This window comes from Roseovarius sp. MBR-79, assembly GCF_053628555.1.
This window is the reverse complement of sequence record NZ_JBRJGP010000006.1, coordinates 69,982-92,043: the sequence shown is the minus strand read 5'-3', so window position 1 is coordinate 92,043 and position 22,062 is coordinate 69,982. Positions and strand designations below refer to the sequence as shown.

General features: G+C 67.7%; 28 protein-coding genes. 7 read left to right on the top strand and 21 right to left on the bottom strand.

The features are described 5' to 3' along the window. Positions 1–114: 114 nt before the first annotated feature. From ACSSV8_RS07925 to ACSSV8_RS07915, 3 genes are all read right to left on the bottom strand, one after another. Entirely contained in the window at positions 115–1,317 is a 1,203-nt protein-coding gene (locus ACSSV8_RS07925) for a UbiH/UbiF family hydroxylase (protein ID WP_354538264.1), read from the bottom strand. A 21-nt stretch (positions 1,318–1,338) separates the two neighbouring features. Next, complete coding sequence (locus ACSSV8_RS07920; RefSeq protein ID WP_354538265.1) at positions 1,339–1,557, bottom strand: hypothetical protein; 219 nt, start codon at positions 1,555–1,557, stop codon at positions 1,339–1,341. A 108-nt stretch (positions 1,558–1,665) separates the two neighbouring features. Beyond that, entirely contained in the window at positions 1,666–2,310 is a 645-nt protein-coding gene (locus ACSSV8_RS07915; protein ID WP_354538266.1) for a pyrimidine 5'-nucleotidase, read from the bottom strand. Between the two features lie 137 nt (positions 2,311–2,447). Between ACSSV8_RS07915 and ACSSV8_RS07910 the strand changes: the two genes are divergently transcribed. The 4 genes from ACSSV8_RS07910 (at position 2,448) to trpA (ending at position 5,027) form a co-directional block, all read left to right on the top strand. Beyond that, positions 2,448–2,780, top strand: a complete 333-nt coding sequence (locus ACSSV8_RS07910) for an SMR family transporter (RefSeq protein WP_454282146.1) — start codon at positions 2,448–2,450, stop codon at positions 2,778–2,780. A gap of 71 nt (positions 2,781–2,851) precedes the next feature. Beyond that, positions 2,852–3,268 carry a Fur family transcriptional regulator gene (locus ACSSV8_RS07905; protein WP_354538268.1) on the top strand — a complete coding sequence of 139 codons (417 nt, stop codon included), beginning with the start codon at positions 2,852–2,854 and terminating at the stop codon, positions 3,266–3,268. 4 nt (positions 3,269–3,272) lie between these two features. After that, a complete protein-coding gene (locus ACSSV8_RS07900) occupies positions 3,273–4,181 on the top strand; it encodes a cation diffusion facilitator family transporter (RefSeq protein WP_354538269.1) in 909 nt (302 codons plus the stop codon). 54 nt (positions 4,182–4,235) lie between these two features. Continuing rightward, entirely contained in the window at positions 4,236–5,027 is a 792-nt protein-coding gene (gene trpA / locus ACSSV8_RS07895) for a tryptophan synthase subunit alpha (RefSeq protein WP_354538270.1), read from the top strand. 125 nt (positions 5,028–5,152) lie between these two features. Here trpA and ACSSV8_RS07890 read toward each other — a convergent pair whose 3' ends face one another. Together ACSSV8_RS07890 and ACSSV8_RS07885 are read right to left on the bottom strand one after the other, a co-directional pair. Next, a complete protein-coding gene (locus tag ACSSV8_RS07890; protein ID WP_454282067.1) occupies positions 5,153–5,875 on the bottom strand; it encodes a heme-dependent oxidative N-demethylase family protein in 723 nt (240 codons plus the stop codon). Further along, positions 5,872–6,273 (bottom strand): DUF6314 family protein, encoded by a 402-nt coding sequence (locus ACSSV8_RS07885; RefSeq protein ID WP_454282066.1) that lies wholly within the window; start codon positions 6,271–6,273, stop codon positions 5,872–5,874. The genes ACSSV8_RS07890 and ACSSV8_RS07885 overlap by 4 nt, the downstream gene beginning before the upstream one ends. A 76-nt stretch (positions 6,274–6,349) precedes the next feature. On the opposite strand from ACSSV8_RS07885, the gene purB reads away from it, so the two are divergent. Next, positions 6,350–7,657 carry an adenylosuccinate lyase gene (gene purB / locus ACSSV8_RS07880; protein ID WP_454282065.1) on the top strand — a complete coding sequence of 436 codons (1,308 nt, stop codon included), beginning with the start codon at positions 6,350–6,352 and terminating at the stop codon, positions 7,655–7,657. A gap of 34 nt (positions 7,658–7,691) precedes the next feature. After that, complete coding sequence (locus tag ACSSV8_RS07875) at positions 7,692–7,856, top strand: hypothetical protein (RefSeq protein ID WP_454282064.1); 165 nt, start codon at positions 7,692–7,694, stop codon at positions 7,854–7,856. A 74-nt stretch (positions 7,857–7,930) separates the two neighbouring features. On the opposite strand, the gene ACSSV8_RS07870 is transcribed toward ACSSV8_RS07875, so the two are convergent. The 16 genes from ACSSV8_RS07870 to ACSSV8_RS07795 form a co-directional block, all read right to left on the bottom strand. Further along, complete coding sequence (locus ACSSV8_RS07870) at positions 7,931–9,091, bottom strand: M20 aminoacylase family protein (protein WP_354538275.1); 1,161 nt, start codon at positions 9,089–9,091, stop codon at positions 7,931–7,933. Positions 9,092–9,175: 84 nt separating this feature from the next. Next, on the bottom strand, positions 9,176–13,174 hold the full coding sequence (locus ACSSV8_RS07865; protein ID WP_454282063.1) for a baseplate multidomain protein megatron: 3,999 nt from the start codon (positions 13,172–13,174) through the stop codon (positions 9,176–9,178). A gap of 3 nt (positions 13,175–13,177) precedes the next feature. Next, positions 13,178–13,615: an NlpC/P60 family protein gene (locus tag ACSSV8_RS07860; RefSeq protein WP_354538277.1), complete on the bottom strand. Its 438-nt coding sequence runs from the start codon at positions 13,613–13,615 to the stop codon at positions 13,178–13,180. Then, positions 13,612–14,499: a DUF2163 domain-containing protein gene (locus tag ACSSV8_RS07855; RefSeq protein ID WP_454282062.1), complete on the bottom strand. Its 888-nt coding sequence runs from the start codon at positions 14,497–14,499 to the stop codon at positions 13,612–13,614. Before ACSSV8_RS07855 ends, ACSSV8_RS07860 begins: the two co-directional genes overlap by 4 nt. Further along, the gene (locus ACSSV8_RS07850; RefSeq protein ID WP_454282061.1) at positions 14,496–15,128 is read right to left on the bottom strand and encodes a phage distal tail protein, Rcc01695 family; all 633 of its coding nucleotides are present in this window, start codon (positions 15,126–15,128) and stop codon (positions 14,496–14,498) included. The genes ACSSV8_RS07855 and ACSSV8_RS07850 overlap by 4 nt, the downstream gene beginning before the upstream one ends. Positions 15,129–15,140: 12 nt before the next feature. Continuing rightward, entirely contained in the window at positions 15,141–15,803 is a 663-nt protein-coding gene (locus ACSSV8_RS07845; protein WP_454282060.1) for a phage tail tape measure protein, read from the bottom strand. Next, entirely contained in the window at positions 15,796–16,002 is a 207-nt protein-coding gene (locus ACSSV8_RS07840) for a rcc01693 family protein (RefSeq protein ID WP_454282059.1), read from the bottom strand. Before ACSSV8_RS07840 ends, ACSSV8_RS07845 begins: the two co-directional genes overlap by 8 nt. After that, the gene (locus ACSSV8_RS07835; RefSeq protein WP_454282058.1) at positions 15,999–16,322 is read right to left on the bottom strand and encodes a gene transfer agent family protein; all 324 of its coding nucleotides are present in this window, start codon (positions 16,320–16,322) and stop codon (positions 15,999–16,001) included. The genes ACSSV8_RS07840 and ACSSV8_RS07835 overlap by 4 nt, the downstream gene beginning before the upstream one ends. A 5-nt stretch (positions 16,323–16,327) precedes the next feature. After that, positions 16,328–16,741, bottom strand: coding sequence for a phage major tail protein, TP901-1 family (locus ACSSV8_RS07830; protein ID WP_354538283.1), 414 nt, complete (start codon positions 16,739–16,741; stop codon positions 16,328–16,330). Positions 16,742–16,763: 22 nt separating this feature from the next. Beyond that, a complete protein-coding gene (locus tag ACSSV8_RS07825; RefSeq protein WP_454282057.1) occupies positions 16,764–17,177 on the bottom strand; it encodes a DUF3168 domain-containing protein in 414 nt (137 codons plus the stop codon). Continuing rightward, positions 17,174–17,515: a head-tail adaptor protein gene (locus ACSSV8_RS07820; protein ID WP_454282056.1), complete on the bottom strand. Its 342-nt coding sequence runs from the start codon at positions 17,513–17,515 to the stop codon at positions 17,174–17,176. Before ACSSV8_RS07820 ends, ACSSV8_RS07825 begins: the two co-directional genes overlap by 4 nt. Continuing rightward, complete coding sequence (locus ACSSV8_RS07815; protein WP_454282055.1) at positions 17,512–18,111, bottom strand: head-tail connector protein; 600 nt, start codon at positions 18,109–18,111, stop codon at positions 17,512–17,514. The genes ACSSV8_RS07820 and ACSSV8_RS07815 overlap by 4 nt, the downstream gene beginning before the upstream one ends. Before the next feature lie 150 nt (positions 18,112–18,261). After that, entirely contained in the window at positions 18,262–19,440 is a 1,179-nt protein-coding gene (locus tag ACSSV8_RS07810; RefSeq protein WP_354538287.1) for a phage major capsid protein, read from the bottom strand. A 32-nt stretch (positions 19,441–19,472) separates the two neighbouring features. Continuing rightward, positions 19,473–20,021, bottom strand: coding sequence for an HK97 family phage prohead protease (locus ACSSV8_RS07805; protein WP_354538472.1), 549 nt, complete (start codon positions 20,019–20,021; stop codon positions 19,473–19,475). Between the two features lie 17 nt (positions 20,022–20,038). Continuing rightward, positions 20,039–20,281, bottom strand: coding sequence for a GTA head formation protein, RCAP_rcc01685 family (locus tag ACSSV8_RS07800; protein ID WP_354538288.1), 243 nt, complete (start codon positions 20,279–20,281; stop codon positions 20,039–20,041). Continuing rightward, complete coding sequence (locus ACSSV8_RS07795; protein WP_454282054.1) at positions 20,274–21,464, bottom strand: phage portal protein; 1,191 nt, start codon at positions 21,462–21,464, stop codon at positions 20,274–20,276. The genes ACSSV8_RS07800 and ACSSV8_RS07795 overlap by 8 nt, the downstream gene beginning before the upstream one ends. A 236-nt stretch (positions 21,465–21,700) precedes the next feature. On the opposite strand from ACSSV8_RS07795, the gene ACSSV8_RS07790 reads away from it, so the two are divergent. Continuing rightward, complete coding sequence (locus ACSSV8_RS07790) at positions 21,701–22,018, top strand: H-NS histone family protein (RefSeq protein WP_354538290.1); 318 nt, start codon at positions 21,701–21,703, stop codon at positions 22,016–22,018. Positions 22,019–22,062: the final 44 nt, after the last annotated feature.

The window sequence follows — 22,062 nt, the reverse complement described above, 5'->3', positions numbered from 1 at the left end:
TCGTTCCAGTATTTGGCACCATAAAGCGCCCACCAAAGCCCGAGCAGCGCCCACCCGCGGTCGGGCCCTCGCGCGGCACCACCAACGTCCCCTTCAGGCCAAACGCCGCCCGCCTCACCCCCGCGCGCCAAGCCCCATCTGCATCAGCGTCTTGCGCACCGGGGCCAATGAATAAAGCGCGTTGAGCGCGCTGGCGCGCGCGTCGCGCAACGGCGGGGCCGCAAGCATCGAGGCGCGGTTGAGCAGGTCGATGCCGCGCACCCGCGCCGCCACCTCCCAGTGGCGCTTGCGGTGATAGTCTTCGAGCATGGCGCGCTCGCCCAGCCGGTCGGGCGCAGCAAGGGCCAGGTCGGCCAGCACGCGCATGTCGGCCAGGCTCATGTTCAGCCCCTGCGCCCCGATGGGTGGCACCACATGCGCGGCCTCCGCCACCAGCGCCACGCGCTCGGCATACATGCGGTCGGCGATCTGGCTGATGATCGGCCAGACCGTGCGCCGCGAGGCCAGCGTGAGCGGGCCGAAAAGCAGGCACGAGCGCGTATTCATCGCCTCCTCGAACGCCGCCACCGGCAGGGCGGCCAGGCGCGCCGCCTCCGGCCCTTCCTCCATCCAGACCACGGCAGAGGAGGGCCGCCCCTCGTGATCGGGCAGCGGCACAAGCGTGAACGGCCCGCCGGAGCGGTGTATCTCGGTCGAGACATTGTCATGCGGGATCGGATGGGTGACGGCAAAGGCCAGCGCCTTCTGCCCGTAGCGCGTGGTTTTCACGGCAACACCCGCCGCCTCGCGGATGGGCGACTTGCGCCCGTCGGCGGCGATCACAAGCCGCGCGCGCACGCGGCTGCCATCCGAGAGCCTCACGCGCGCCTCCGCCTCTCGGGTGAAAAGCGAAACCGTGCCGGTGCCGGGGCGGAAGGTGACATTTTCCAGCCCGTCCAGATGCGCCACCATCTCGCGCCGCAAGAGCCAGTTGGGCAGGTTCCAGCCAAAGGGCCGGTCGGAAATCTCCGAGGCGTCGAAATCCTTGACGATGCGCGGCTCGGGCACCGCACCACCGGCATCGACGACGCGCATGATCCGCAACGGCGCGGCATGGGGTTCCAGCCTCTCCCACAGACCTGCGCGGTCCAGAAGCGCCTGCGAGGGTTGCAGGAAGGCCGTGCTGCGCAGGTCCGACCCTTCGGCGTCGCGCGTGGTGACGGGCGGCGCGGGATCGACGCAAAGCACCGAGAACCCCGCGCGCCCGAACAGGGCTGCGGCGGTGAGCCCGGCCACGCCCCCGCCCGAAATCAGGATATCGACAGTCTCGCGTGTCATCTGCGTGCCTTTCGCCCGCGCCTAACCGCGCGAAATGATCAGAAGCAGCGCCCAGACCACCGGAACGAGGAGGAGCGCCGGGATATAAAGCCCCGGAATCCCCCAGAGCACAACGCTTGTCGCCCAGCCTGCGACAAAGACGGCCACACTCAACAGGATTTTCAGCACGGTCGCGGTCTCGCCTTCGGCAGGGGCGTGGCTTGGGGCATGGGCAGCGGCATGGGTGTCGGTCAGGCTCATCGGGCGATCCTTTTGCAAAAGCTGAGTATGAGGCTCAGATATGCGGCCCCCCCGCCACCTTCAAAGAGACGTCTCGCCGCAGGTGCGCCGCCCCCCTTTAACCAGCTTTCAGACCAGCCGCCCGAGGAACCCGCCCAGATCGTCCGTGTGATGGTGGATATGCGCCGCCCTGACCGGTGCGGGAGCGACATGGACGGTGCGCATCCCCATCGCGTGCGGGGCTTCGAGATTGCGCGGATCATCCTCGAACATCGCGGAACGCCCCGCCGCCGAACCGTCGCGCGTCAACACGGCGGCAAAGGCCCCGGCCTCGGGCTTGGGGCGATAGCCCGCGTCCTCCACGCCATAGATCGCGTCGAACACCCCCGCAAGGCCGCGCGCCGCCACCACCCGGCCGGCATACTCGCCCGAACCGTTGGTATAGACGATCCGCCGCCCCGGCAGCCGCGCGATGGCCGCGCGCAAATCAGGATCGGGTGCCAGATGATCGAGCGAGATATCGTGCACGGCCTGCAAATAGGGGCCGGGATCGAGATCATGGCAGCGCATCAACCCGGCCAGCGTCGTGCCATGCTCGCGCCAATAGTCGTGGCGGATGCGGTCGGCCTCGTCGGTGCTCACCTTGAGGAAATCGCGCACGAAGGTCGTCATCCGCAGCTCTATCTGATCGAAGAGACGCGCGGCCGGCGGGTAGAGTGTATTGTCGAGGTCAAAGACCCATGTGGTCACATGGGCAAAATCCTGTTTCGCCATGGCCGCACCCTAGGCCAAGGCGCGGGCGCGCGCAATCGTGTGAGCGCGCGGATGCGCGCGACCGCTCCGGGCTGGACCCGGTGCCTGTCTGCGCGTATCCGGGGGCTGCGACACAAGTCACGGGGCATCCGATGAACATGCAGGTCTATCTTTTCCTTGCTCTGGCAATCCTCGCGGAGACGGCGGGCACGACCGCGCTTCAGGCCAGCCAGCAATTCACGCGGCTCTGGCCATCAGTGATCGTGGTGGTGGCCTATGCGATCAGCTTCTACCTTCTGGCGCAGACGCTGCGCTACATGCCCGTGGGCGTGGTCTATGCCATCTGGTCGGGGCTGGGGATCGTGTTCATCGCCGCCATCGGCTATGTGATCTTCGGCCAGAAGCTCGACCTGCCTGCGGTGATCGGCACGGCGATGATCCTCGCCGGGATCGTGGTTATCCAGCTTTTCTCGAAGGTGTCGCCGCATTGAACGGCGAAAACGGCTGGAAAAGCGCGGCCTCTCCCGCTATCCCCTCGCCACGACCCGACCGGAGAGGCGCGATGCCCGACACCATCACCGAACGCTGCGAGGCCAAGGGCCTGCGCATGACCGGGCAGCGGCGGACCATCGCCGAGGTGCTGGAAGAGGCCGAGGACCACCCGGATGTCGAGGCATTGCACGCCCGCGCCGCCGCGCGCGATGCGCGCATCTCCATCGCCACGGTCTATCGCACGGTCAAGCTCTTCGAGGAGGCGGGCATTCTCGACAAGCTCGAATTCGGCGACGGGCGCGCGCGCTACGAGGATGCCGAGCGCGAGCATCACGACCACCTCATCGACATGCAGTCGGGCGAAGTGATCGAATTCGTCGATCCCGAGATCGAGGCGCTTCAGGAGCGGATCGCCGAGAAACTGGGCTATCGGCTGGTCGGGCACCGGCTGGAGCTTTACGGCGTGCCGCGCCACAAGAAAGGCTAAAACGATGGATCGGGTGATGCGGCTGGCCATCGGCTCGGTGCTGGTGGGGCTTTTCGTCATGGCCCTGAAGCTGGTGGCCTGGCAGGTGACCGGCTCGGTCGCGCTGATGTCGGACGCGCTGGAAAGCCTTGTGAACCTCGCCACCGCGCTGGCGGTGATCGTGGCCCTGCGCGTGGCCAAGCGCCCGGCAGACGACAACCACCCTTACGGCCACCACAAGGCGGAATTCTTCTCGGCGGTGCTGGAGGGCGTGCTCATCGTGCTGGCAGCACTTTTCATCCTGCGCGAGGCCTGGGACGGCTTTGCGGCCCCGCGCGCCATGGACGCGCCGATCCTCGGCATGGTCATCAGCGCGGGCGCGGGGGCGATCAACGGGGTCTGGGCCTTGATCTTGATCCGCGCGGGGCGCGCGCATCGATCTCCGGCGCTGGTGGCCGATGGCAGGCATTTGATGACCGATGTCGTCTCGTCGCTCGGCGTGCTGATCGGCGTGGGGCTGGCGGTGCTCACCGGCTGGTGGGTGCTCGATCCGGCGATGGCGGTGCTGGTCGCGCTCAACATCCTGTGGTCGGGATGGGCCGTGATCAAGGGATCGCTCAGCGGGCTGATGGACGAGGCGGTATCAGACGCCGAACAGGCGACGATCCGCACGGTCATCGCCGAGGAAGGGCGCGACGGCGTGGCGCTCGAGGCGCATGACCTGCGCACGCGGCACGCAGGCCCGGTGACCTTCATCGACTTTCACCTCGTCGTTCCGGGCGAGACCACGGTCGAGGACGCGCACGAGATCTGCGACCGGATCGAGGCGGCGCTGATGGCCGCCCTGCCCGATGCGCGCGTCACCATCCATGTGGAGCCAGAGCACAAGGCCAAGGAAGGTGCCCATGTCAGCCTGAGCCAGCCGCACCATTGATTTCCGCCGCCATTTGCGCCAAACCCGCCGGAACATCATCACCGAAGGCCCGCCATGACCCGTATCGACGCCAAATTCGCCGAGTTGACCGCCGCAGGCCGCAAGGCCTTTGTCTCCTACATCATGGCCGGGGATCCGGACATGGAAACATCGCTTGCGGTTATGAAGGGGCTGCCCGAGGCGGGTGTCGATGTCATTGAGCTGGGCGTGCCCTTCACCGATCCGATGGCCGACGGCCCGACCATCCAGTTGGCCGGGCAACGCGCGCTTGCGGGCGGCATGACGCTCTCGAAGGCGCTCGGAATGGTGGCCGAGTTCCGCAAGGGCGACACCACGACGCCGATCGTGCTCATGGGCTATTACAACCCGATCTACAATCGCGGCGTGGCGCGGTTTCTGGCCGATGCCACGGCCGCCGGGGTCGATGGGCTGATCGTCGTGGACCTGCCCCCCGAAGAGGATGAGGAGTTGTGCCTGCCCGCGACGGCGGCGGGCTTGAATTTCATCCGTCTGGCGACCCCCACCACCGATGACAAGCGCCTGCCCAAGGTGCTTCAAAACACCACGGGTTTCGTCTATTACGTCTCGATCACCGGCATCACCGGCGCGGCGGCGGCAGAGGCGGGCGACGTGGCCCCCGAGGTCGCGCGCATCAAGGCGCAGACCGACCTGCCGGTGATCGTGGGCTTCGGTATCCGCACGCCCGAGACCGCGCAGACCATCGCCAGCGTCGCCGATGGCTGCGTCGTCGGCTCCGCCATCGTGAGCGAGATCGCCAAGGGGCGCCCGGTCGCGGAGGTGCTCGATTTCGTGCGCGGGCTGGCGGCGGGGGCGCATCGCGCCTGACCGCGTCATCAGGCGACGGAGCCCGGATTGCAAGAGATCCTCCGGTCAGGCCGGAGGATGACACGGCCTGAACCACGCGAGTCACCCCCGGACCCGATCCGGGGGTTTCCTCCGAGCGACGCGCCTCAGCGCGCCATGACATAGGTGTGGATCGAGAACACGCAGGCCCGCGTCTCTGGCAGACGCAGCACGCATTGCCGCTCCGACCGCAGATAGGGCAGGCGCGCGCGCGCCGCCTCATCGACATTCTCGCGCATCGGATGGTAAAGCGCCGGATCGCCATAGCCATGGACATTGAACCGCCAGAGCGGGCGGCCCGGCTGCACCCCGTCGAAAAGCCGCTGCACACGCGGCGCGATCTGCGGATAGTCGGGCACCGGCACATGAATCGCCAGAAGCGGACGACCGATCTTCTCGGCCAGCCGCCAGCTTGCCGGAAAGCAAAGCACGGCGGCGGTCAGCACATGCTCCTCGCCGCGTTTTTCCATGATGCAAAGGTCCTCCTGAACCAGATGGCCGAGGGTCAGCATCGGATCAGCCCGGCAAACCGGCACGGTCACGCCATCCGGGCGGCGCACCTCATTTGCAAAAATCTCATAGCCAGAGCCATTTTTCGCCAGCCAGTCCAGCACGAATTGCAAAAGCTCGTCCACCGCCGGCCCTGCCCCCTCGGTCACGGCCAGCACATCGGCACGGCGTTCGGCCAAAAGCCGCGCGCGCTCAAGCATCTGCGCGGCAAATGCCTCATCGACCAGCAGCCACTCGGCCATATCCAGCGGCGCAATTCCCGGCAACGGGCGCAAGGCGGTCACGTCATAAGGGGTTTTTTCTTGCAGGATCGGGGTCATGACCCCTCTCGCCGATACTCTGTCACCATCCGGTAGTCCTTTCGTGGACCTTTCACATGCCACACCACCCGGAAATCGGGCCATTGGCCGAAATCATAATCGCCGTCATACTGGTCAGGGTCGCACCGATGCGCCACCGGCCCGCCCCCGGGCGGCACCGTATGAAAGGGGCGCCCGTCCTCGAAGGCCACACATAGCCCCGGCCCCCAGAGCGTGCGGCGCATCACCTGCATCGGCGCGTGGCCGGGCACGCGCATTTCACCCGTCTCCTCGCAGACAAGGCCCGCGCCGTCGCGCGTCCAGACCGCGCGGCCCGTGACCTGCGTCAACCCTCCGTCCGCCTCGGTCACGCGGCGCTCAAACCGCCACACGCCCTCGAAATCCGCCAATTGCCGCACGCACCCTCCCTGCCTTGCCGCGGTCCGCCTCTGCCACTAGAAGCGCACCAAACCCCATCCGCCAAAGGACGACAAGATGATCCCGCGCTATTCCCGCCCCGAAATGGTCCAGATCTGGGAGCCTTCCACGAAATTCCGCATCTGGTTCGAGATCGAGGCCCATGCCTGCGACGCGATGGCCGATCTTGGCGTGATCCCGCGCGCGAATGCCGAGGCCGTCTGGAAAGCGCGCGATGTGGAGTTCGACGTGGCGCGCATCGACGAAATCGAGGCCGAGACGAAACACGACGTGATCGCCTTCCTGACGCATCTGGCCGAGCATGTCGGCAGCGACGAGGCCCGCTTCGTGCATCAGGGCATGACCTCCTCGGATGTGCTCGACACCTGTTTCAACGTGCAGCTCACCCGCGCCGCCGATATCCTGATTGCCGATACCGAGGCGCTTCTGGCCGCCCTCAAGCGCCGCGCCCATGAGCACAAGGACACCATCCGCATCGGGCGCAGCCACGGCATCCATGCCGAACCCACCACGATGGGCCTGACCTTCGCGCGCTTTTACGCCGAGATGGACCGCAACCTGCGCCGCCTGCGCACCGCACGCGAAGAGATTGCCACCGGAGCCATTTCCGGCGCGGTCGGCACCTTCGCCAATGTCGATCCGCGCGTGGAGGCGCATGTCTGCGCCAAACTGGGCCTCGCGCCGGAGCCGATCAGCACGCAGGTCATCCCCCGCGACCGCCACGCGGCCTTCTTCGCTACGCTTGGCGTGGTGGCGAGCAGCATCGAGAATATCGCCATCGAGATCCGCCACATGCAGCGCACCGAAGTGCTGGAGGGGGCCGAGTTCTTCTCGATGGGGCAAAAGGGCTCCTCGGCCATGCCGCACAAGAAAAACCCGGTGCTGACCGAGAACCTCACCGGGCTGGCACGGCTCGTGCGCGGCATGGTGGTGCCCGCGATGGAAAACGTGGCGCTCTGGCACGAGCGCGACATCTCGCACAGTTCGGTCGAGCGGATGATCGGGCCGGATGCCACGATCACGCTCGATTTCGCGCTCGCGCGCCTCACAGGCGTCATCGACAAGATGCTGATCTTCCCCGAGAACATGCGCGCCAATCTCGACAAGTTCCCCGGCCTCGTGATGAGCCAGCGCGTGCTTCTGGCGCTCACGCAGGCGGGCGTCAGCCGCGAGGACGCCTACCGTCTCGTGCAGCGCAACGCGCTCAAGGTCTGGGAAACGGGTGTTGATTTCCGGACCGAGCTCTTGAACGATCCGGAGGTCACCGCCGCCCTCAGCCCCGCCGAGATTGATGAAAAATTCGACTTGGGCTATCACACCAAGCATGTCGATACGATCTTCGCGCGGGTTTTCGGCGAATCGTGATAATCTGAAATCCTGTTCAACAGGGAGACAGATCATGAAACTGACATTCGGACTTGCCGCCCTCGCCCTCGTGGCGTTGCCCTCGGTGGCGCTGGCCACGGGTGGCTGCAACTACGGCAAAAGCAAACAGGCGATGTCCTGCGCCGAAGGCACAACCTATGACAGCGCGACCCGGAGCTGCCTGCCGACGTCGAGCTGACACCGAAAGGGGCGGGATGATCCCCGCCCCCGTTTCACTGTTCCAAAAATACTCAACCTGCACCGCTGCCGTGCTCAGGCCGGCATCCGTTCCTCGACGATCCCCGCCCACCAGCTACAGCCTGCCGGAATGGCCTCGTCGTTGAAATTGTATTGCGGGTGGTGGACCATGGCCGTGTCGCCATTCCCCACCAGAATATAGGCCCCGGGCCGTTCCTCGAGCATGAAGGCGAAATCCTCGCCGCCCATGACCAGCGGCGCGTCATCGCAGTCCCCTGCCACCTTTGCCGCAACCCGTGCCGCGAAGTCCGTCTGTTCCTCGTGGTTCACCATCACCGGATACCCGCGATGATAGCTGACCTCGGCCGTGCCGCCGAAGCCTGCGGTGACATGCTCAGAAAGCGCGCGGATCCGCGCCTCGGCCAGGTCGCGCATCGCCGTGCTCATCGTGCGCACCGTGCCCTTGAGATGCACGCCCTGCGGGATCACGTTGAAGGCATTGGATGAGGTCTGGAACGAGGTGACCGAGACCACGACCTGATCCACCGGATCGGCATTGCGGCTGGCGATGGTCTGGAACATCGTCACCAGATGCGCGGCCATCACGGTGGTGTCCACCGTTTCGTGCGGTTTGGCGGCGTGCCCGCCCTTGCCGGTCAGCGCGATGTCGAATTGATCGGTGGCGGCGAAAAAGGCACCCGGACGGATGGCGAAACTGCCCACCGGCTTGCCGGGCCAGTTATGCATCCCGTAGACCTCCTGAATGCCGAACCGCTCCATCAGCCCGTCGTCGCACATCGCCTTGCCGCCCGCGCCGCCCTCTTCGGCGGGCTGAAAGATCACCACGGCAGTGCCGTCGAAATTGCGCGTCTCGGCGAGGTATTTCGCAGCCCCCAGCAGCATCGCGGTATGCCCGTCATGGCCGCAGGCATGCATAGCGCCCGGGGTCTTGCTGGCATAGTCCACCCCCGTCGCCTCATGGATGGGCAGCGCATCCATGTCGGCGCGCAGCCCGATCACCCGCCCCGAGCTATTGGATTTGCCCCGGATCACGCCGACAACACCGGTGCGCCCGATGCCCGTCACCACTTCGTCACAGCCGAAGGCGGTCAGCTTTTCGGCCACAAGCGCGCTGGTGCGGTGCGTCTCGTAGAGGATTTCAGGATGGGCGTGGATATCGCGTCGCCATTCGGTGATTTCGGGGTGCATTTCGGCAAAGCGGTTCTTGACGGGCATCGTGGCCTCCCTGTGCGCATGTCTGTCGCGGCACAAGGTGACGCAAAGGGCGGGCGGCGGCAAGGGGCCGCGCCCGCACCGGGATCACAACGCGCGGATCGCGAAACGCCCCGGCCCGAACAGCGCCGAGACCTGCGCCACCTCGATCCGCTTGCCTGCGTCGGGGCCGTCGGCGGCGCGCGCGGCTGCCGGGTAGGTCCAGTCCGGCGTGGCAACGTCCACCTCGCGCAGCACCTGCGCGCCGCGCCGGACGCGCACCAGATAGCGCTCGCTTTCCTCAGCAAGCGGCACATCGGGCGTGTCCCAGCGGTCGCCGCCGATCCGCGTGCGCCGCACCCAGGACACCCGCAGATCGCCCGCCGCCTGCGCCACACGCAGATGCACCGGCGCAAGGGGGCGCAACCCGATCCCGTCAAAGGCCAGCACCGCATGGCCGAAACTCGGATCGTCCACCGGACGCCCGCCCGGTCCGATGCGGTAATGGCGCGCCTGCCCGCGCTGCGCCTCTGACAGCCCGATCTGCTGCGGCACCCCGTCGAGCCGCACGAGGATCGAACCGGGCGGCCAAGTGCCTGCCCCTTCGGTGCCCAACTGCCCGCGCAGCCGGTGACGCAGGATCCAGGTCTCGGGGGCCACCAGTTCGGCATCGCGGAACTGGAAAAGCTCCCAGCCATCCGGCGTGCCGTCACCGATCGCGCAGAGATTGGCCCCGTTGAGCAGGGCCAGATCGCTGACGCTTTCCAACCCCCCGTGGCGCATCCGCACGAAAAGACCGTCGCCCCGGTCAACCCTGCCCGGATAGGCCGGGAACAGCGGCGTCTCGGTCAACCCCACCGTCGCCTGCGCGGCGACCAGCGTATCGAGCGCGTAATTCGCATCCTCGTCCGAGGCATAAAGCGCCGCCGTGCCCGGCCAGGGATCGGCGATCACCGCCAGATGCGGCGCGTGCGGCACTTCCTCGCCGCTCATTAGCGGCAGATCGAGGAAAAGCGGCGTGACCGGCCCCGGTGCGGTGAACGGGCGCAACCGCGCGGGCGCGTCCTCGACCAGAATGGGGCGAAAGCTTTCGGGGTCGGTGCGCGTGGCCTCCACCCGCTGCGCGCCCGCCATCTGCTCCACCCGGTCGATGCGGAAGCGCCCGCCGCCCGCGCCTTGGGGCAGTTGCAGCACATCGCCCGCGCCAATGAGCAGCTTCGAGGGCGGCAGCGTCAGCCGCAGCGTATCGACCGAAAGCCGCGCCTCCGACAGCCACCGCTCCACCACCTGCCGCCCCTCCGCGCGCGTCAGCGCCAGCGGCATTTCCGAGGTGGCCACGGCATGCGTGGCCTCGTCGGGCAGGATCGCCTCCTCGGATACCGCATCAAAATCGGCATCCGCCTCGACGAAGCGCAGCCGCACCCGCCCCGCCAGTTCCAGGTCAGAGCCGCGCGTCTCTTCCAGCGCGCCGCCCAGTTCCGCATCGCGCACCACCCGGTCGAGATCGACCAGATGATCGGCGCGCCCGTCGCGGCGCCGAAACGCCAGCACGCCGCCCCGCTCCACCGCATCCACACCATACGCCATCAGCACGGGTTGCAACGCGGCGCGGGCGCTGCCCACCTGATCGACCAGATAGCCGCGCAAAAACCCCTCCGCCCGCGCCAGATCGAGCGCCGCAACACCTGCGCGCCCGCCAATCTCGCCGATCACCTCACCCAGCCTGCGCCCGCTCACGCGTCCGGTGATCCAGTGCCCGCGCGCATAGTTCGCGCCATCCGACCACCGACCGGTATTGCCCGGAAACCACGGGAACGGCCGCGCGTCCCAGGCCCAGACATAGGCGTGATCCATGTCGATCATCGGCGCGTCGTAGATTTCCGACACCGGGTTGCGCGCGCTGTCGGACCAATAGCCCGTCACCGCGCGCAAATACTGCATCTGGATCAGATCGTCCCGCTGCCCGGTGGAAAAGCGCGGCAGGCTCGATTCGGACGACTTGGGATCGAGGAACTTGTTGGGCTCATTGGTGCCCTTGTCCACCGCCGCGCAGCCATATTCGGTAAAGCGGATGGATTTCGATTGCGGCTCCCACGCGGTCGGCTCGGCACTTCGCACGCCCCCAACCCGCTCGTGATGGGTATTGGCCCACCAATTGCGCAGGTCCTTGAAACGCCAGACCCATGGCTCACCATGCTCACCATCGGTGATCGGTTCGCGCCGCTGCGCCGCGCGCGCCTCCTCGCTGGGATAGAACCAGTCAAACCCCTCGCCGCCCTCGATATTGGATTGCAGGTAATCGAGATCATGAATCGAGGGCCAGTCGCGCGCGTCGAGATGCTCATATCCCTCGCGCCAATCCGACAGCGGCATGTAATTGTCGATGCCGATGAAGTCGATATTCGCGTCCGCCCAGAGCGGATCGAGGTGAAAGAAGCGGTCGCCACCCCCCGGCTGATAGCCGAAATATTCGGTCCAGTCGGCGGCATAGGTGATCTTCACCTCCGACCCGAGCAACTCGCGCACCTCGGCGGTCAGCGCGATGAGCTGCGCCACCGCCGGAAAGCTGTCGCCCGCCCCCCTGACTTGCGTCAGGCTGCGCATTTCCGAGCCGATGGCAAAACTCTCCACGCCCCCCGCCGCCGCACAGAGCGCCGCCTGATGCAGAATGAACCGCCGGTAGGACCATTCCTCGGGGCCGGCATAGGCCACCGGGCTGCGCTTCACCGCGCCGCCAAAGCTCAAGAGGTCGAGCGCGCCGGTCCCCGGCTCCTCCAGCGGCACCGCCGCAACCGGCGTCACGATGAAATCCGCCGCCCGCGCCGTGCCGAAGAAGGCCGCAACCTCGGCCTCGGCCTCTGCCGTGCCATCGGGCGAACCGGGCTGTCCCGGTGCCTTCGAGGTGGTGATGCGCCCCCGCCAGGGCAGCACCGGCTGATCGGGTGCCGCGCTCCATGGATCGGGCAGGCCATTGCCCGCCATCTGCTCCATCAGGATGAACGGATAATAAAGCACGTCCTGGCCGGCGGCTTTCAGCGACAGGATCGCCTCCACCACCGCCTGATCGGCGGGCGTGCCGCCATAGACTTCGCGCCCCTCGGCGTCCTTCGGCACCTCGCCCGCGCCCGCGCGCGTCAGGCTTGACACCGTCCAAGGCATGTTGCGCGCGTCAAACGTCTTTTTCTCCACCCGAGGCCGGATTTGACAGTTCCCGCAGCGCAGATCGTCGCCGAACCAGCTCACGATGAGCGAGGTGGCGCGCACCTGCGGCAACTCCTCGCGCAGCGCCTCCAATGCCACGACGAAATCGGGCCGTTCCTGCACCGAATTGACATTGGCCGGGCCCGACGCGCCAAAGCCGAAATCCATCATCACCGGTGTCGTGGCCAGCGCATACTCCCCCGTTCCAGGCAGCATCGCCACGCCGCGCAGCGCGCGCACCGGATCAAGCGCCGCGCCCTCGTCGCCGGCCTGAGACGGGCGGCACACCTCAAAACTGAACTGCGGCACCCGCGTGCCGAATTGCGACAGGTCCAGATCCTCGATCACCACATAGGCCGTGCCGCGATAGGCAGGCACGCGGCCCGCCCCCTCGACCGCCTCGATCACCGGATCGGGCAACTGGTCGCGCGTGCCGGGATAGACCCGCATGTTGAGGCTTGCGGGCGCAATCTCGGTGCCATCGGCCCAGATGCGCGCGACACGGCTGATCTCGCCCTCGCAAAGCGCCAGCGCCAGGCTCACCGAATAGCTGATCTCGCGCGTGTCGGGCGTGGCAGGTTTGGGGGTCCCCTTGCCGCCCCCGCGCCCGCGCGTCACGGTGACAGTCTCGCGGAACTCGGTGGCCCAGATCACTTGTCCGCCAACGCGCATCCGCCCGAAGACCTGCGGGATCGCATCGCCCTCGCCCGCGCCCGTCAGGCGCAGGCGGCTCACGCGACCCGTCTCCACCACGCCCGAGCCCTGCCCCAAGAGCCGCTGGTCGATGGACCGCCCCACCAGCGCGCCCGCAAACCGCCCGAGCGCGACCGACGAAAGGCCCAGCACCGAGCCGCCGACCGCGCCGCCAATCGCCGCGCCCGCCGCCGACAGAAGTATCGTTGCCATGGTCTATCTCTCCTCAGGAAAGGCAAAGCGCCCGACGATGCGCCGCCGCCAGGGCAGGCTCAGCGCGCTTTCGACCACGCCATGCCCCGAATAGGCGTGAATAAACGTGACCCGCGCACCCGTTTCGGCGGCAATGCCCAGATGCTTGGCCACCGCCCCTTCGCGCATCCGGAACAGGATCACGTCGCCGGGGGCCTCCTCCTCCAGCGGCCTGGGGTGCAGATGCCGCAATGCCGCCGCCCAGAGCGCCTCCTCGCGCGCAGGCTCGGCCCAGTCCATCGAATAGGCGGGCGGGCGCTCGGGCTCGGCCCCCATCACCTCGCGCCAGACACCGCGCACCAGCCCCAGGCAATCGCAGCCCGCCCCCCGGCACGCCGCCTGATGCCGGTAGGGCGTGCCAAGCCAGCCGCGGGCGGCGGCCACGATCCGCGCGGCCCTCATCGCCGCCGGCTCCCGCCGTCAAGACGCGGCGATTTGGTCGGATCGGTGATCACCCAGTCATCGCCGGGAATATCGGGGAAGCCCTGGAAATTCAGCAGGTTGTCGAATTTGAACAGGCAGGTCTCCATCGCCTTGTCGCAGCCCGCCTCGATGCGCAGCGCGTCGCCCATGGCCACCGGGGCCCCCAACGGATGCCACAGCTCGATCACCCGTCCCGCCCCCTCCATACGGTCGCGTTTGATCAGACCCGACAGGCCCGCCGCCGCCCCCGATTGCACCCGGATCAAGCCATGGCGGAACCAGTCCTCGGCAAATCCGCCCATCTGCGCGAAGCGAAACACCCGGTTTTCGTCAACCGCCTCGGCAGGTCGCTCGGCAACATACCCCGGCGTATCCAGATCGAATGTGCAGTCGCGATCCCCCAGGATGGCGCTGCACCGCTTCTGATAGACCCGCCCCAAGGGCACGTTGAGCGCATCCGTGAGGCCGCGCAATTCCGCCTCGAACGCACCGCCCGCGCGGCGGATATCGCCCAGGGTGCCCGCGAAAATCTCCAGCCGCTCGGCCACGTCCTGCCAGTTCACCACCCAGGCGCGCAGCCCCGCGCCGTCATAGCGCCCGGCCTCGATTTCCGCTTCGGTAATGCCCTCGTCCGAGAGCGCGCCAAACGCCTCCGTATTGTTGACCGCCAGCCCGGTGCTCTCTTCCACCGCGCGCGCGCTCATCCCCGTGCCGGGGCGAAAGGCGATGCCGTCAAAGCTCAGCACCCGGTCGTGATCGGTAAACCCCATCACCCGCCCGTCGCGGCGCGTCAGCGCCCAGCAGCGGCACACCGTGGTGATCCCGCGCCCCAGATGCGCGGCAAAAGCCTCGGCACCGCTCATAGCCGGACCTCCACCACCGGTACATTGGGCACCTCGCCCGCCTGAAACGATGCAAGGCTCACCTGGATGCGGTCGGTATCGAACCGCACCGGCACGTCGAATTCATATCCGGCGGTGACCGGCACGCCCCTGTTGGGCGGCTCGGCAAAGGTCACGATCCCGGTGGTCTCGTCCACCTCGTAATGCACGCCCTCGCGCATCTCGACATCGCCCAGCCCCATGCGCACGCTGCCGCGCACGGGCTTCACGATGGGCCGCACCGCCACCTGCACGCCCGAGCGATAGGTCTTGACCAGTTGGAACGCGCGCGTTTCATCGTCGCCCACCCCGATGCGCTGATCGTCAAAGGCGGGCGCGGCCCCGGCGCGGCTCGATTTGAAATCGCTCCAGTCCTTCCAGCGGAACCCGTAAAGCTGCCCCTGCCGCGCCTCGAAAAACGCAATGAGCGCCTCGATATCCTCAAGGCTGCGCAGCGCCACGCCCGCGTCATAGCGCCTGCGCGCCTGCGCCCAAGGTGAATTGCGCTCCTCATGCCCGCTGGCCAGCGTGACGATCTCGGTCAGCCGCTCAGGCCCACCGATCGAGCCAAAGCTCAGGTTGGCCGGAAACCGTATCTCGTGAAATCCCATGTTTCCCTCCGCTTACCGATTGCGCGCGCCGCGCCCGATGACGCGGCCAAGCTGCGCCGCGATCTGACCCTGGCTGCGGCGGAACCCCTCCACATCGGGTGTCGTGACATTCATCACCACGCTGACCGCGCCGCCGCCCTGCGCGCGCACCCCGAGCCGCCCGTCCGCGCCGCGCGAGAGGGGCAGGATCGCCTCCGGCCCCGCCTCGCCCATCAGCCCGGTGCGCCCGCCGCGCATCGGAAACGTGACCGGCCCGCTCACCACGCCGCCATTGGCAAAGGGCATGACCCGGCCTTGGGTGAACCCGCCGCCCTTGGCGAAGGGCAAGAGCCCGCCCAGAAGCGCGCCAACACCCTGCGAGACGAGCCCCCCCACCTGATCGGTGACCGGGCGCACCGCGTCGTTGAAGGCGGTATTGACCAGCGTCGTGGCCAACCGCCGCAGGCTTTCGCTCAGGCTGTCGCCCTCCACCACGGCTCCGCGCAGCGCGCCGCGCAATCCCCGGCTCAGCCCACGCTCAAGGCTCTGCGCATCCTGACCGGCAGCGGCAAAGCCACCGCGCACCCGCCCCAATTCCCCGGCAAAGGTCGCCGCCATCGCCCCTGCCTGCCCCATCGCGGCATCAAGCGCCGCGATCTGCGCCTCCAGCTCCTCCGTGCGCTCGATCTCATCCATCGCCCAAATCTCCTGTCTCGTCGGGGAAGGCCGCCAACAGCGCCTCCAGTCCCGCCCGCGCCATCGGTTGCCCCGCGCGCCCCTCGCCCAGCATCAGCCGCAATTCCACCGGTGTCAGCGCCCAGAACTCCGCCGGGCGCAGCCCCAGCCCCTGCACGCCCGCCCGCATGAGCGCGGGCCAGTCAAAGCGCGCGCTCATGCGCCCCCCTCGGGCAAGGCAAAGGCCCGCGCCAGAAGCTGCGCCGCCGCGCGCGCCGCCGCCAGCGGCCCGCCTTCGATCTCGGCACTGAGCAACTCCGCCGCCGATCCGCGCCAGCCACCGCCGCGCAAGCCCGCGACGATCACCGCCAGCACATCGCGCGTGGAAAACGCGCCGCCCTCGAAGCGGGCAACCAGATCGACCAGCGATCCCGCCGCCAGCGCCGCCTCCAGCTCTGCCAGCGCCCCGAGCGTGAGCCGCATCACGCGGGCCTCGCCATCCAGCACCAGCGCCACCTCGCCTGCCCAGGGGTTCGCCATCGCGCTCACAGCACCGTGAAGGTCAACTGCCCCGCCGACGCGAGCGCCACCTCATAGGTCGCCTCGCCGTCATGGGTGCCGCCATACTCGATCGAGGTCACCTGAAACGGCCCCTCGATGGTGCCGAAATCGGGGATGATCACCTGAAAATCCGGCATCTCCCCGTCAAAGAAGATCTGCCGCATCCGCGCATCGCTCGCGGCATCGCGGAAGATCCCCGAGCCGCTGAGCCCCGCCGATTTCACGCCCGCGCCCGCCAGCAATTCGCGCCAGCCCCCCGCCGATTCAAGGCTCGTGACATCCACGCTCTCGGCGTTGAAGCTGACGCGCGTTGCGCGCAGCCCCGCCACGGTCTGGAAATTGCCGCTGCCGGTGAGATCGACCTTGATGAGAAGGTCCTTGCCATTCTGAACTGCCATTTTGGGTCTCCGTTCCTGTGTCTCAAACGCTGTCGTCCACGCGCGCCCGGAAGGTCAGATCAATCCGCCGCCGCTGTGCCGTGCCGGTGCGGATCGCTCGCGCGCGCAAGAAGTGAAGCGCCACCAGCCGCCCCCGCACGAGGCTCAGCGCCGCACCATCGAGCGCATCGCTGACCGCCGCCGCCGCCTGCTTGGCGGTCAGAAACCCCGCCGCCTGCGCCACCACCGAGACGGTCACGCGATGCTCCGCCCCCGCGCCGGTCATGTCGCCGCGCTCGCGCACCTCCTCGGGGCCAAGCGTGACGTAAAGATCGGGCACCCTGCCCTGCGGCACCGCGTCGTGGATCGCGCCGCCCACCAGCGCGCCCAGCGCCGGATCGGCAATGAGCCGCTCATAGATCGCCGCCTGAAGGGCGGCCGCTGCGCCATAGCTCATGCCACCACCTCCTCTTCGGCCCAGAGGGTCAGGTATCCCCGCCCCGCCGCGCTCTCGGTCACCGCCTCGATCAGGAAGAGCCGCGCGCCATCACGCAGCCGCTGCCCCGCCAGCGGACGCGAGGGCGCCCCCTGCGGCGCGGCGCGCACCGTGATCCGGTAAGCCGCCCGCGCCACGCTTGCGCCCTCGCCCGGCCCCTCGCGGCCCGTGCGCGCCACCACCTCGGCCCAGAGCGTGCCGCGCACCTCCCAGACCTCCGTGAAGCCGCCCGCGCCATCGCCCACCCGCGCCGGGGCCTCGAGCACCAGCGGGCGCGACAGCGTCACCGCCCCTCTCATCGCGCGCCCCCCCCGAGCAGGCGCACCTTGCGATAGCGCTCGATCAGGCTTGCCACGCCAAACGGCATGCAGCCCTCGCGCAATGCGGTCTCGGCGCGGTGCTCGTAGAAATGCGCGGCCAGCATCAAGACCGCCTGCCCCAGATCGGACGGCAGGTCGCCCCAGCCCACGCCATAGCCCGCGCGAAACACGATCTCGGCCACCCCGCCCGTCGGCACCATCGGCAAAAGCGTCCCCGCCGGCCGCAGCACCGGACGATGCGCGTCACGCTCCAGCCGGTAAAGGGCCGGATCGATCACCTCCACCTCATCGCGCCGGTCGCGCAGCACAAGGCTCAGGACTGCCCCCACCGGCGCAACCGGCAGGGCTTGGCCCGTGGCGTCCTGCCAGCCATGCAGAACCCATGAAAAATTCCGTTCGATCAGCACCTTGCCGGTGCGCCCCTCGATCGCGGCCATGGCCGCACGCAGAAATCCCTCCAGAACGGGGTCCTGAATATCATCATCCGCAAAACCGGTGCCCAGCCGCAGATGCGCCTTGAACTCCGCCAGCGGCAAGGCGGCTGCCGCCACCGCGCTCTCTTCCATCAGCAACATGGACCATCTCCATCATTCCGGACCCCTCCCGCGTATTGGCGCGTGCCGCCCGGCCTTGCCCGGACGGAGGGGAAGCTGAACAAAGCCGCATTTTGCGGCACGCGCCCCGGGACGGGGGCGATGCGCCCCCGCCCGCCTTCACCGCGCGCCTCAGGCGGCGGCGAACCGCAAGAGCTTGATCGCCTTGAAATCGCTCACATCGCCGCCCACGCGCTTGGTCGCGTAGAACAGCACATGCGGCTTGGCGCTGAACGGGTCGCGCAGGATGCGCAGGTCGGGACGCTCGGCCACCGTGTAACCGGCGCGGAAATCGCCAAAGGCAATGGCGTCCGCGCCCGCCGCGATCTCGGGCATGTCCTCGGCAATCAGCACCGGATAGCCCATGAGCCGCGCAGGTTCCGCCGCCGCAAGACCGTCCGACCACAGGAACCGCCCATCGGCATCCTTGAGCTTGCGCACCACGCCCGCCGTGCGCGAATTCATCACGAAGGTGGCGTTGGCGCGGTATTCCGCCCCCAGCGCATAGACCAGATCGACAATCGCATCCGGCCCGCCCAGATCGCCCGCAACCCCGGTCGGCACATAACCCAGGTTGCCCCAGGTCCAGACATCGTTATCCACGGCCGGACGGCTAAGGAAGCCGCGCGGCTTGTCCACCCCGTCGCCCGCGACGAACGCCGCCGCCTCGGCACGCGCGAACCGGTCGGCGATGCGCGCCGCCAGCCAGCCCTCGACATCAAAGGCGCTGTCATCGAGCAGCCGCTGGCTTGCCTTGGGGAGCGCGCTCAGCTCATGGAGCGGGATCGAGATGCGGTCTATCACCGGCGTGGCGGTCTCGGTCACCGCGCCCGTCTCCGAGGCCCAGCCGTGGCCCAGATCGGTGTGATCCACCAGCACGTCGAAACTCGTCGCCTCCACCGTCACGACATTGGCAATCGCGCGGATCGAGGCGGTGGAATTCATCACCGAGCGGATCGTCTCCGAGGTCTGCGGATCGACCAGGTAGCCACCCTCGGCAGCCACCGAGGTGTTGAGCGCCTTGCCCTCCATCTCGAGGCCCCGCAGCCCGTCATCATCGCCCGAGCGCAGATAGGCGTCAAACGCCTTGCGATGCGGCGCGCCGCTGTCGCGCTCGCCTGCCAGATGCGGGCGGCCCTGCGTCAGGCTCTTGCGTTCGATCATCGTCATCTTGTCATCCTGTTGTTGAAACCGTTTGCTGATCTCGGCCCGAAAGCCCCTGAACTCGTCGAGAAACCCGCCCAGGGCCTCGCGCATCTCGGTGGCCGGAGACATCTCTCCCCCGGTCCGAGCCTTTGTCTCGGTCGTCATCGTCAACTCCTCTCGGTTACGGGTGGGGCGGCTCAGGGCCGCGCCATCTCCCGGCGCACCGCCCGCAGCACGGCCGCCAGATCGCGCCAGGTGTCGCCGGGGTCTTCTCCCTTGGCGGCCACCCGCGCACTGGGCAGCATCGGGAAGGTCACCAGCGACACCTCCCAAAGCTCCAGTTCCTGCAAGAGCCTCTGGCCCTTCTCGTTCCGGCTGGCACGCACGGTGCGATAGCCGATGCTCAGCCCGTCAAGCGCGCCCGCGGCAATCAACGCCGAAGCCTCGCGCGCCCGCGCCACGCCATCGAGCAGCCGCCCCTTCACGTAGAGGCCGCGCGCATCCTCGCGCACCTCGTCCCATATCCCGATGGGCTCGCGCGGGTCGTGCTGCCAGAGCATCCGCACCCGGCGCCCCTCATCCGCCAGCCGCTTCAGGCTCGCCGCATAGGCCCCCCTGGCCACCACGTCGCCGCCCTGGTCGGGCGCATCGAAAAGGCTCGCATAGCCCTCGATCGCGCCCGCCTCGGTGACGCGCAGCGCATCCGTCGCGCCGCCCATGAATTTCCGTTCCAGTCCCGTCTCCATCATCTCGCCCTTTCGCCTCATCCCGGCAGTGCCGCCAATATCGGCTGAAACGCCTGCACCAAGACCGCTGCCACCACGCCATACACCGCCAGCCACAGCCGCCGCTCCAATCGCTCCAGTGCCGCCTCCATCCGCTCCAGCCGCTCCACCATGGCGCGATGCTGCAAATCCGAGACCCGTTCATGCGCCTCCAGCCGCAGCGCGGGCGCACAATCGAACGCCTCGAACCCGTAACGCGGGGGTGGCGCGGGCTCAGCCATCCGCGCCCACCTCCGCCAGCGGCGGCAGCCCCAGAAGCGCGCGCTTCTCCGCCGCCGTCAGGAAATCCGCCCCCGCCACCCGCGCCCAGTGCGCATCGCGCTCGGCGGCCAGCGCAGGCACCCGGTCAAGGTCGGGCGCAAGCTCCAGCGCCTCGCCCGTGAACGCCGCCAGCCACGCCGCCACCGCCGCGCTCACCCGCGCCGCCAGCGGCAGCACCGTCAGGCGGTAAAAGGCGCGGTTGGCCTCCTGATAGTTGGCGAATGTCGCATCGCCCGGTATCCCCAGCAGCATCGGCGGCACGCCGAAGGCCAGCGCGATCTCGCGCGCCGCCGCTTCCTTGGTTTTCTGGAATTCCATGTCCGAGGGCGAGAATCCCATCGGCTTCCAGTCCAGCCCGCCCTCGAGCAACATCGGCCGCCCGGCATTGCGCGCGCCCTGATGATGCGCCTCCATCTCGGCCACAAGGCGGGTGTATTGATCCTCGGTCAGGTTCCCCTGCCCCTCGGCCCCCTTGTAGACAATCGCCCCCGATGGCCGCGCCGCATTGTCCAGAAGCGCCTTCGACCAACGGCTTGCCGCATTGTGCACGTCAATCGCCTGTGCCGCCGGTTGCAGCGGCGACAGACCGTAATGGTCGTCCTGCGGGTGAAAACTGCGGATATGACAGATGCAGGGCGCGCCCTCGCCCAGATGAAACCGGTGCTTGCGTCCGCCCACCTGATACTCATAGCCCACCGGCCAGCCATCCGGGCCGGGAATGACGCTCATCCGGTCCGAGCGCAGCACATGCAATTCCAACGGAACCCCACCCGCACCGACCGCCTCGACAAAGGCATTGCCGCTCAGCAGAAGCTGACCATAGAGCGCCTCGAAAAGCTCCGCCCGCCCCTGCGCCGGGTTGGGCCGCGCCACCAGATCAAGCACCGGATGGGCTGCAAAACGCCGCTCGCTGTCCTGCAAGACAAGCGGCAGCGCCGCCGCCGCCTCGGCGATCATCTTCACGCAGCGGAACCCCACCGGATTGCCCGCAAACCCCGTGCGCATGAGGCCCGCCGTGTCGCGCGGCCCCCAGGCCGCGCGGCCCTGCATCCCCCAGGCCATGACCCGGCCGGCGGCACTCGCCTTCGTCTCGGGCGGTCCTGCCGCCTCCGTCCCTCCCTGCCGGAAGAAATCCAGTATCATTGCGTGCTCCTTCATCTCGGCGCGTGAAGGGCATCAGACGGTCAAAGATTTAAGACTTCTTAACCCCACCGCACGCTCCCGATCCGCATCCGCCCCGGGCAGGGTGACCGCCAAGCACAAATGCCGTTTTTCGCGAGGAGGCCGATTTTATAAAACGCTGAAACGTCATGCATTCCGGTTTCCCTTGCATCTGCAAAACATCTCTGTAAATAAATGGTTCATAAAAGGAGACCAGAATGACTGACCTGTCAAAACTTTCCTCACAGGAACTCGAAAACCTCGCAAAAGAGGCGCGTGAGCTGGCAGTTGCCAGAAAAGAAGACGAGAAAAAGCAGCTTCGCGCAGAGATTGTAAAGCAAATCCGCGACGCCGGTTATACGATCGCAGATATATTTCCGGGCACCGATACGCCGGCCCGGAAATCCGTCAAATCCGTGGTGAAATACCGAGACCCCGCCGATCCCTCGAAAACCTGGACCGGACGCGGCAGAAAACCCGGCTGGCTGGTCGAAGCCGAGGCCGCTGGCCGTTCACTTCAGGATTTCGCAGTCTGACAGCAAAAGGGCGCGGCATTGCCGCGCCCTCATGCCCCGCCTGA

Excerpts from the sequence above, each read along its gene's own strand:
- ACSSV8_RS07815 (WP_454282055.1), bottom strand. The coding sequence starts at position 18,111 with ATGTTGCTGATGGAAGAGAGCGCGGTGGCGGCAGCCGCCTTGCCGCTG.
- ACSSV8_RS07840 (WP_454282059.1), bottom strand. The coding sequence starts at position 16,002 with ATGAGCGCGCGCTTTGACTGGCCCGCGCTCATGCGGGCGGGCGTGCAG.
- ACSSV8_RS07800 (WP_354538288.1), bottom strand. The coding sequence starts at position 20,281 with ATGGCTGAGCCCGCGCCACCCCCGCGTTACGGGTTCGAGGCGTTCGAT.
- ACSSV8_RS07870 (WP_354538275.1), bottom strand. The coding sequence starts at position 9,091 with ATGCCCGTCAAGAACCGCTTTGCCGAAATGCACCCCGAAATCACCGAA.
- ACSSV8_RS07890 (WP_454282067.1), bottom strand. The coding sequence starts at position 5,875 with ATGACCCCGATCCTGCAAGAAAAAACCCCTTATGACGTGACCGCCTTG.
- ACSSV8_RS07790 (WP_354538290.1), top strand. The coding sequence starts at position 21,701 with ATGACTGACCTGTCAAAACTTTCCTCACAGGAACTCGAAAACCTCGCA.
- ACSSV8_RS07900 (WP_354538269.1), top strand. The coding sequence starts at position 3,273 with ATGGATCGGGTGATGCGGCTGGCCATCGGCTCGGTGCTGGTGGGGCTT.
- ACSSV8_RS07920 (WP_354538265.1), bottom strand. The coding sequence starts at position 1,557 with ATGAGCCTGACCGACACCCATGCCGCTGCCCATGCCCCAAGCCACGCC.
- ACSSV8_RS07845 (WP_454282060.1), bottom strand. The coding sequence starts at position 15,803 with ATGGATGAGATCGAGCGCACGGAGGAGCTGGAGGCGCAGATCGCGGCG.
- ACSSV8_RS07805 (WP_354538472.1), bottom strand. The coding sequence starts at position 20,021 with ATGGAGACGGGACTGGAACGGAAATTCATGGGCGGCGCGACGGATGCG.
- purB (WP_454282065.1), top strand. The coding sequence starts at position 6,350 with ATGATCCCGCGCTATTCCCGCCCCGAAATGGTCCAGATCTGGGAGCCT.
- ACSSV8_RS07810 (WP_354538287.1), bottom strand. The coding sequence starts at position 19,440 with ATGACGACCGAGACAAAGGCTCGGACCGGGGGAGAGATGTCTCCGGCC.
- ACSSV8_RS07925 (WP_354538264.1), bottom strand. The coding sequence starts at position 1,317 with ATGACACGCGAGACTGTCGATATCCTGATTTCGGGCGGGGGCGTGGCC.
- ACSSV8_RS07905 (WP_354538268.1), top strand. The coding sequence starts at position 2,852 with ATGCCCGACACCATCACCGAACGCTGCGAGGCCAAGGGCCTGCGCATG.
- ACSSV8_RS07795 (WP_454282054.1), bottom strand. The coding sequence starts at position 21,464 with ATGATACTGGATTTCTTCCGGCAGGGAGGGACGGAGGCGGCAGGACCG.
- ACSSV8_RS07910 (WP_454282146.1), top strand. The coding sequence starts at position 2,448 with ATGCAGGTCTATCTTTTCCTTGCTCTGGCAATCCTCGCGGAGACGGCG.
- ACSSV8_RS07865 (WP_454282063.1), bottom strand. The coding sequence starts at position 13,174 with ATGGCAACGATACTTCTGTCGGCGGCGGGCGCGGCGATTGGCGGCGCG.
- ACSSV8_RS07835 (WP_454282058.1), bottom strand. The coding sequence starts at position 16,322 with ATGGCGAACCCCTGGGCAGGCGAGGTGGCGCTGGTGCTGGATGGCGAG.
- ACSSV8_RS07825 (WP_454282057.1), bottom strand. The coding sequence starts at position 17,177 with ATGAGCTATGGCGCAGCGGCCGCCCTTCAGGCGGCGATCTATGAGCGG.
- ACSSV8_RS07875 (WP_454282064.1), top strand. The coding sequence starts at position 7,692 with ATGAAACTGACATTCGGACTTGCCGCCCTCGCCCTCGTGGCGTTGCCC.
- ACSSV8_RS07830 (WP_354538283.1), bottom strand. The coding sequence starts at position 16,741 with ATGGCAGTTCAGAATGGCAAGGACCTTCTCATCAAGGTCGATCTCACC.
- trpA (WP_354538270.1), top strand. The coding sequence starts at position 4,236 with ATGACCCGTATCGACGCCAAATTCGCCGAGTTGACCGCCGCAGGCCGC.
- ACSSV8_RS07915 (WP_354538266.1), bottom strand. The coding sequence starts at position 2,310 with ATGGCGAAACAGGATTTTGCCCATGTGACCACATGGGTCTTTGACCTC.
- ACSSV8_RS07860 (WP_354538277.1), bottom strand. The coding sequence starts at position 13,615 with ATGAGGGCCGCGCGGATCGTGGCCGCCGCCCGCGGCTGGCTTGGCACG.
- ACSSV8_RS07855 (WP_454282062.1), bottom strand. The coding sequence starts at position 14,499 with ATGAGCGGTGCCGAGGCTTTTGCCGCGCATCTGGGGCGCGGGATCACC.
- ACSSV8_RS07820 (WP_454282056.1), bottom strand. The coding sequence starts at position 17,515 with ATGAGAGGGGCGGTGACGCTGTCGCGCCCGCTGGTGCTCGAGGCCCCG.
- ACSSV8_RS07850 (WP_454282061.1), bottom strand. The coding sequence starts at position 15,128 with ATGGGATTTCACGAGATACGGTTTCCGGCCAACCTGAGCTTTGGCTCG.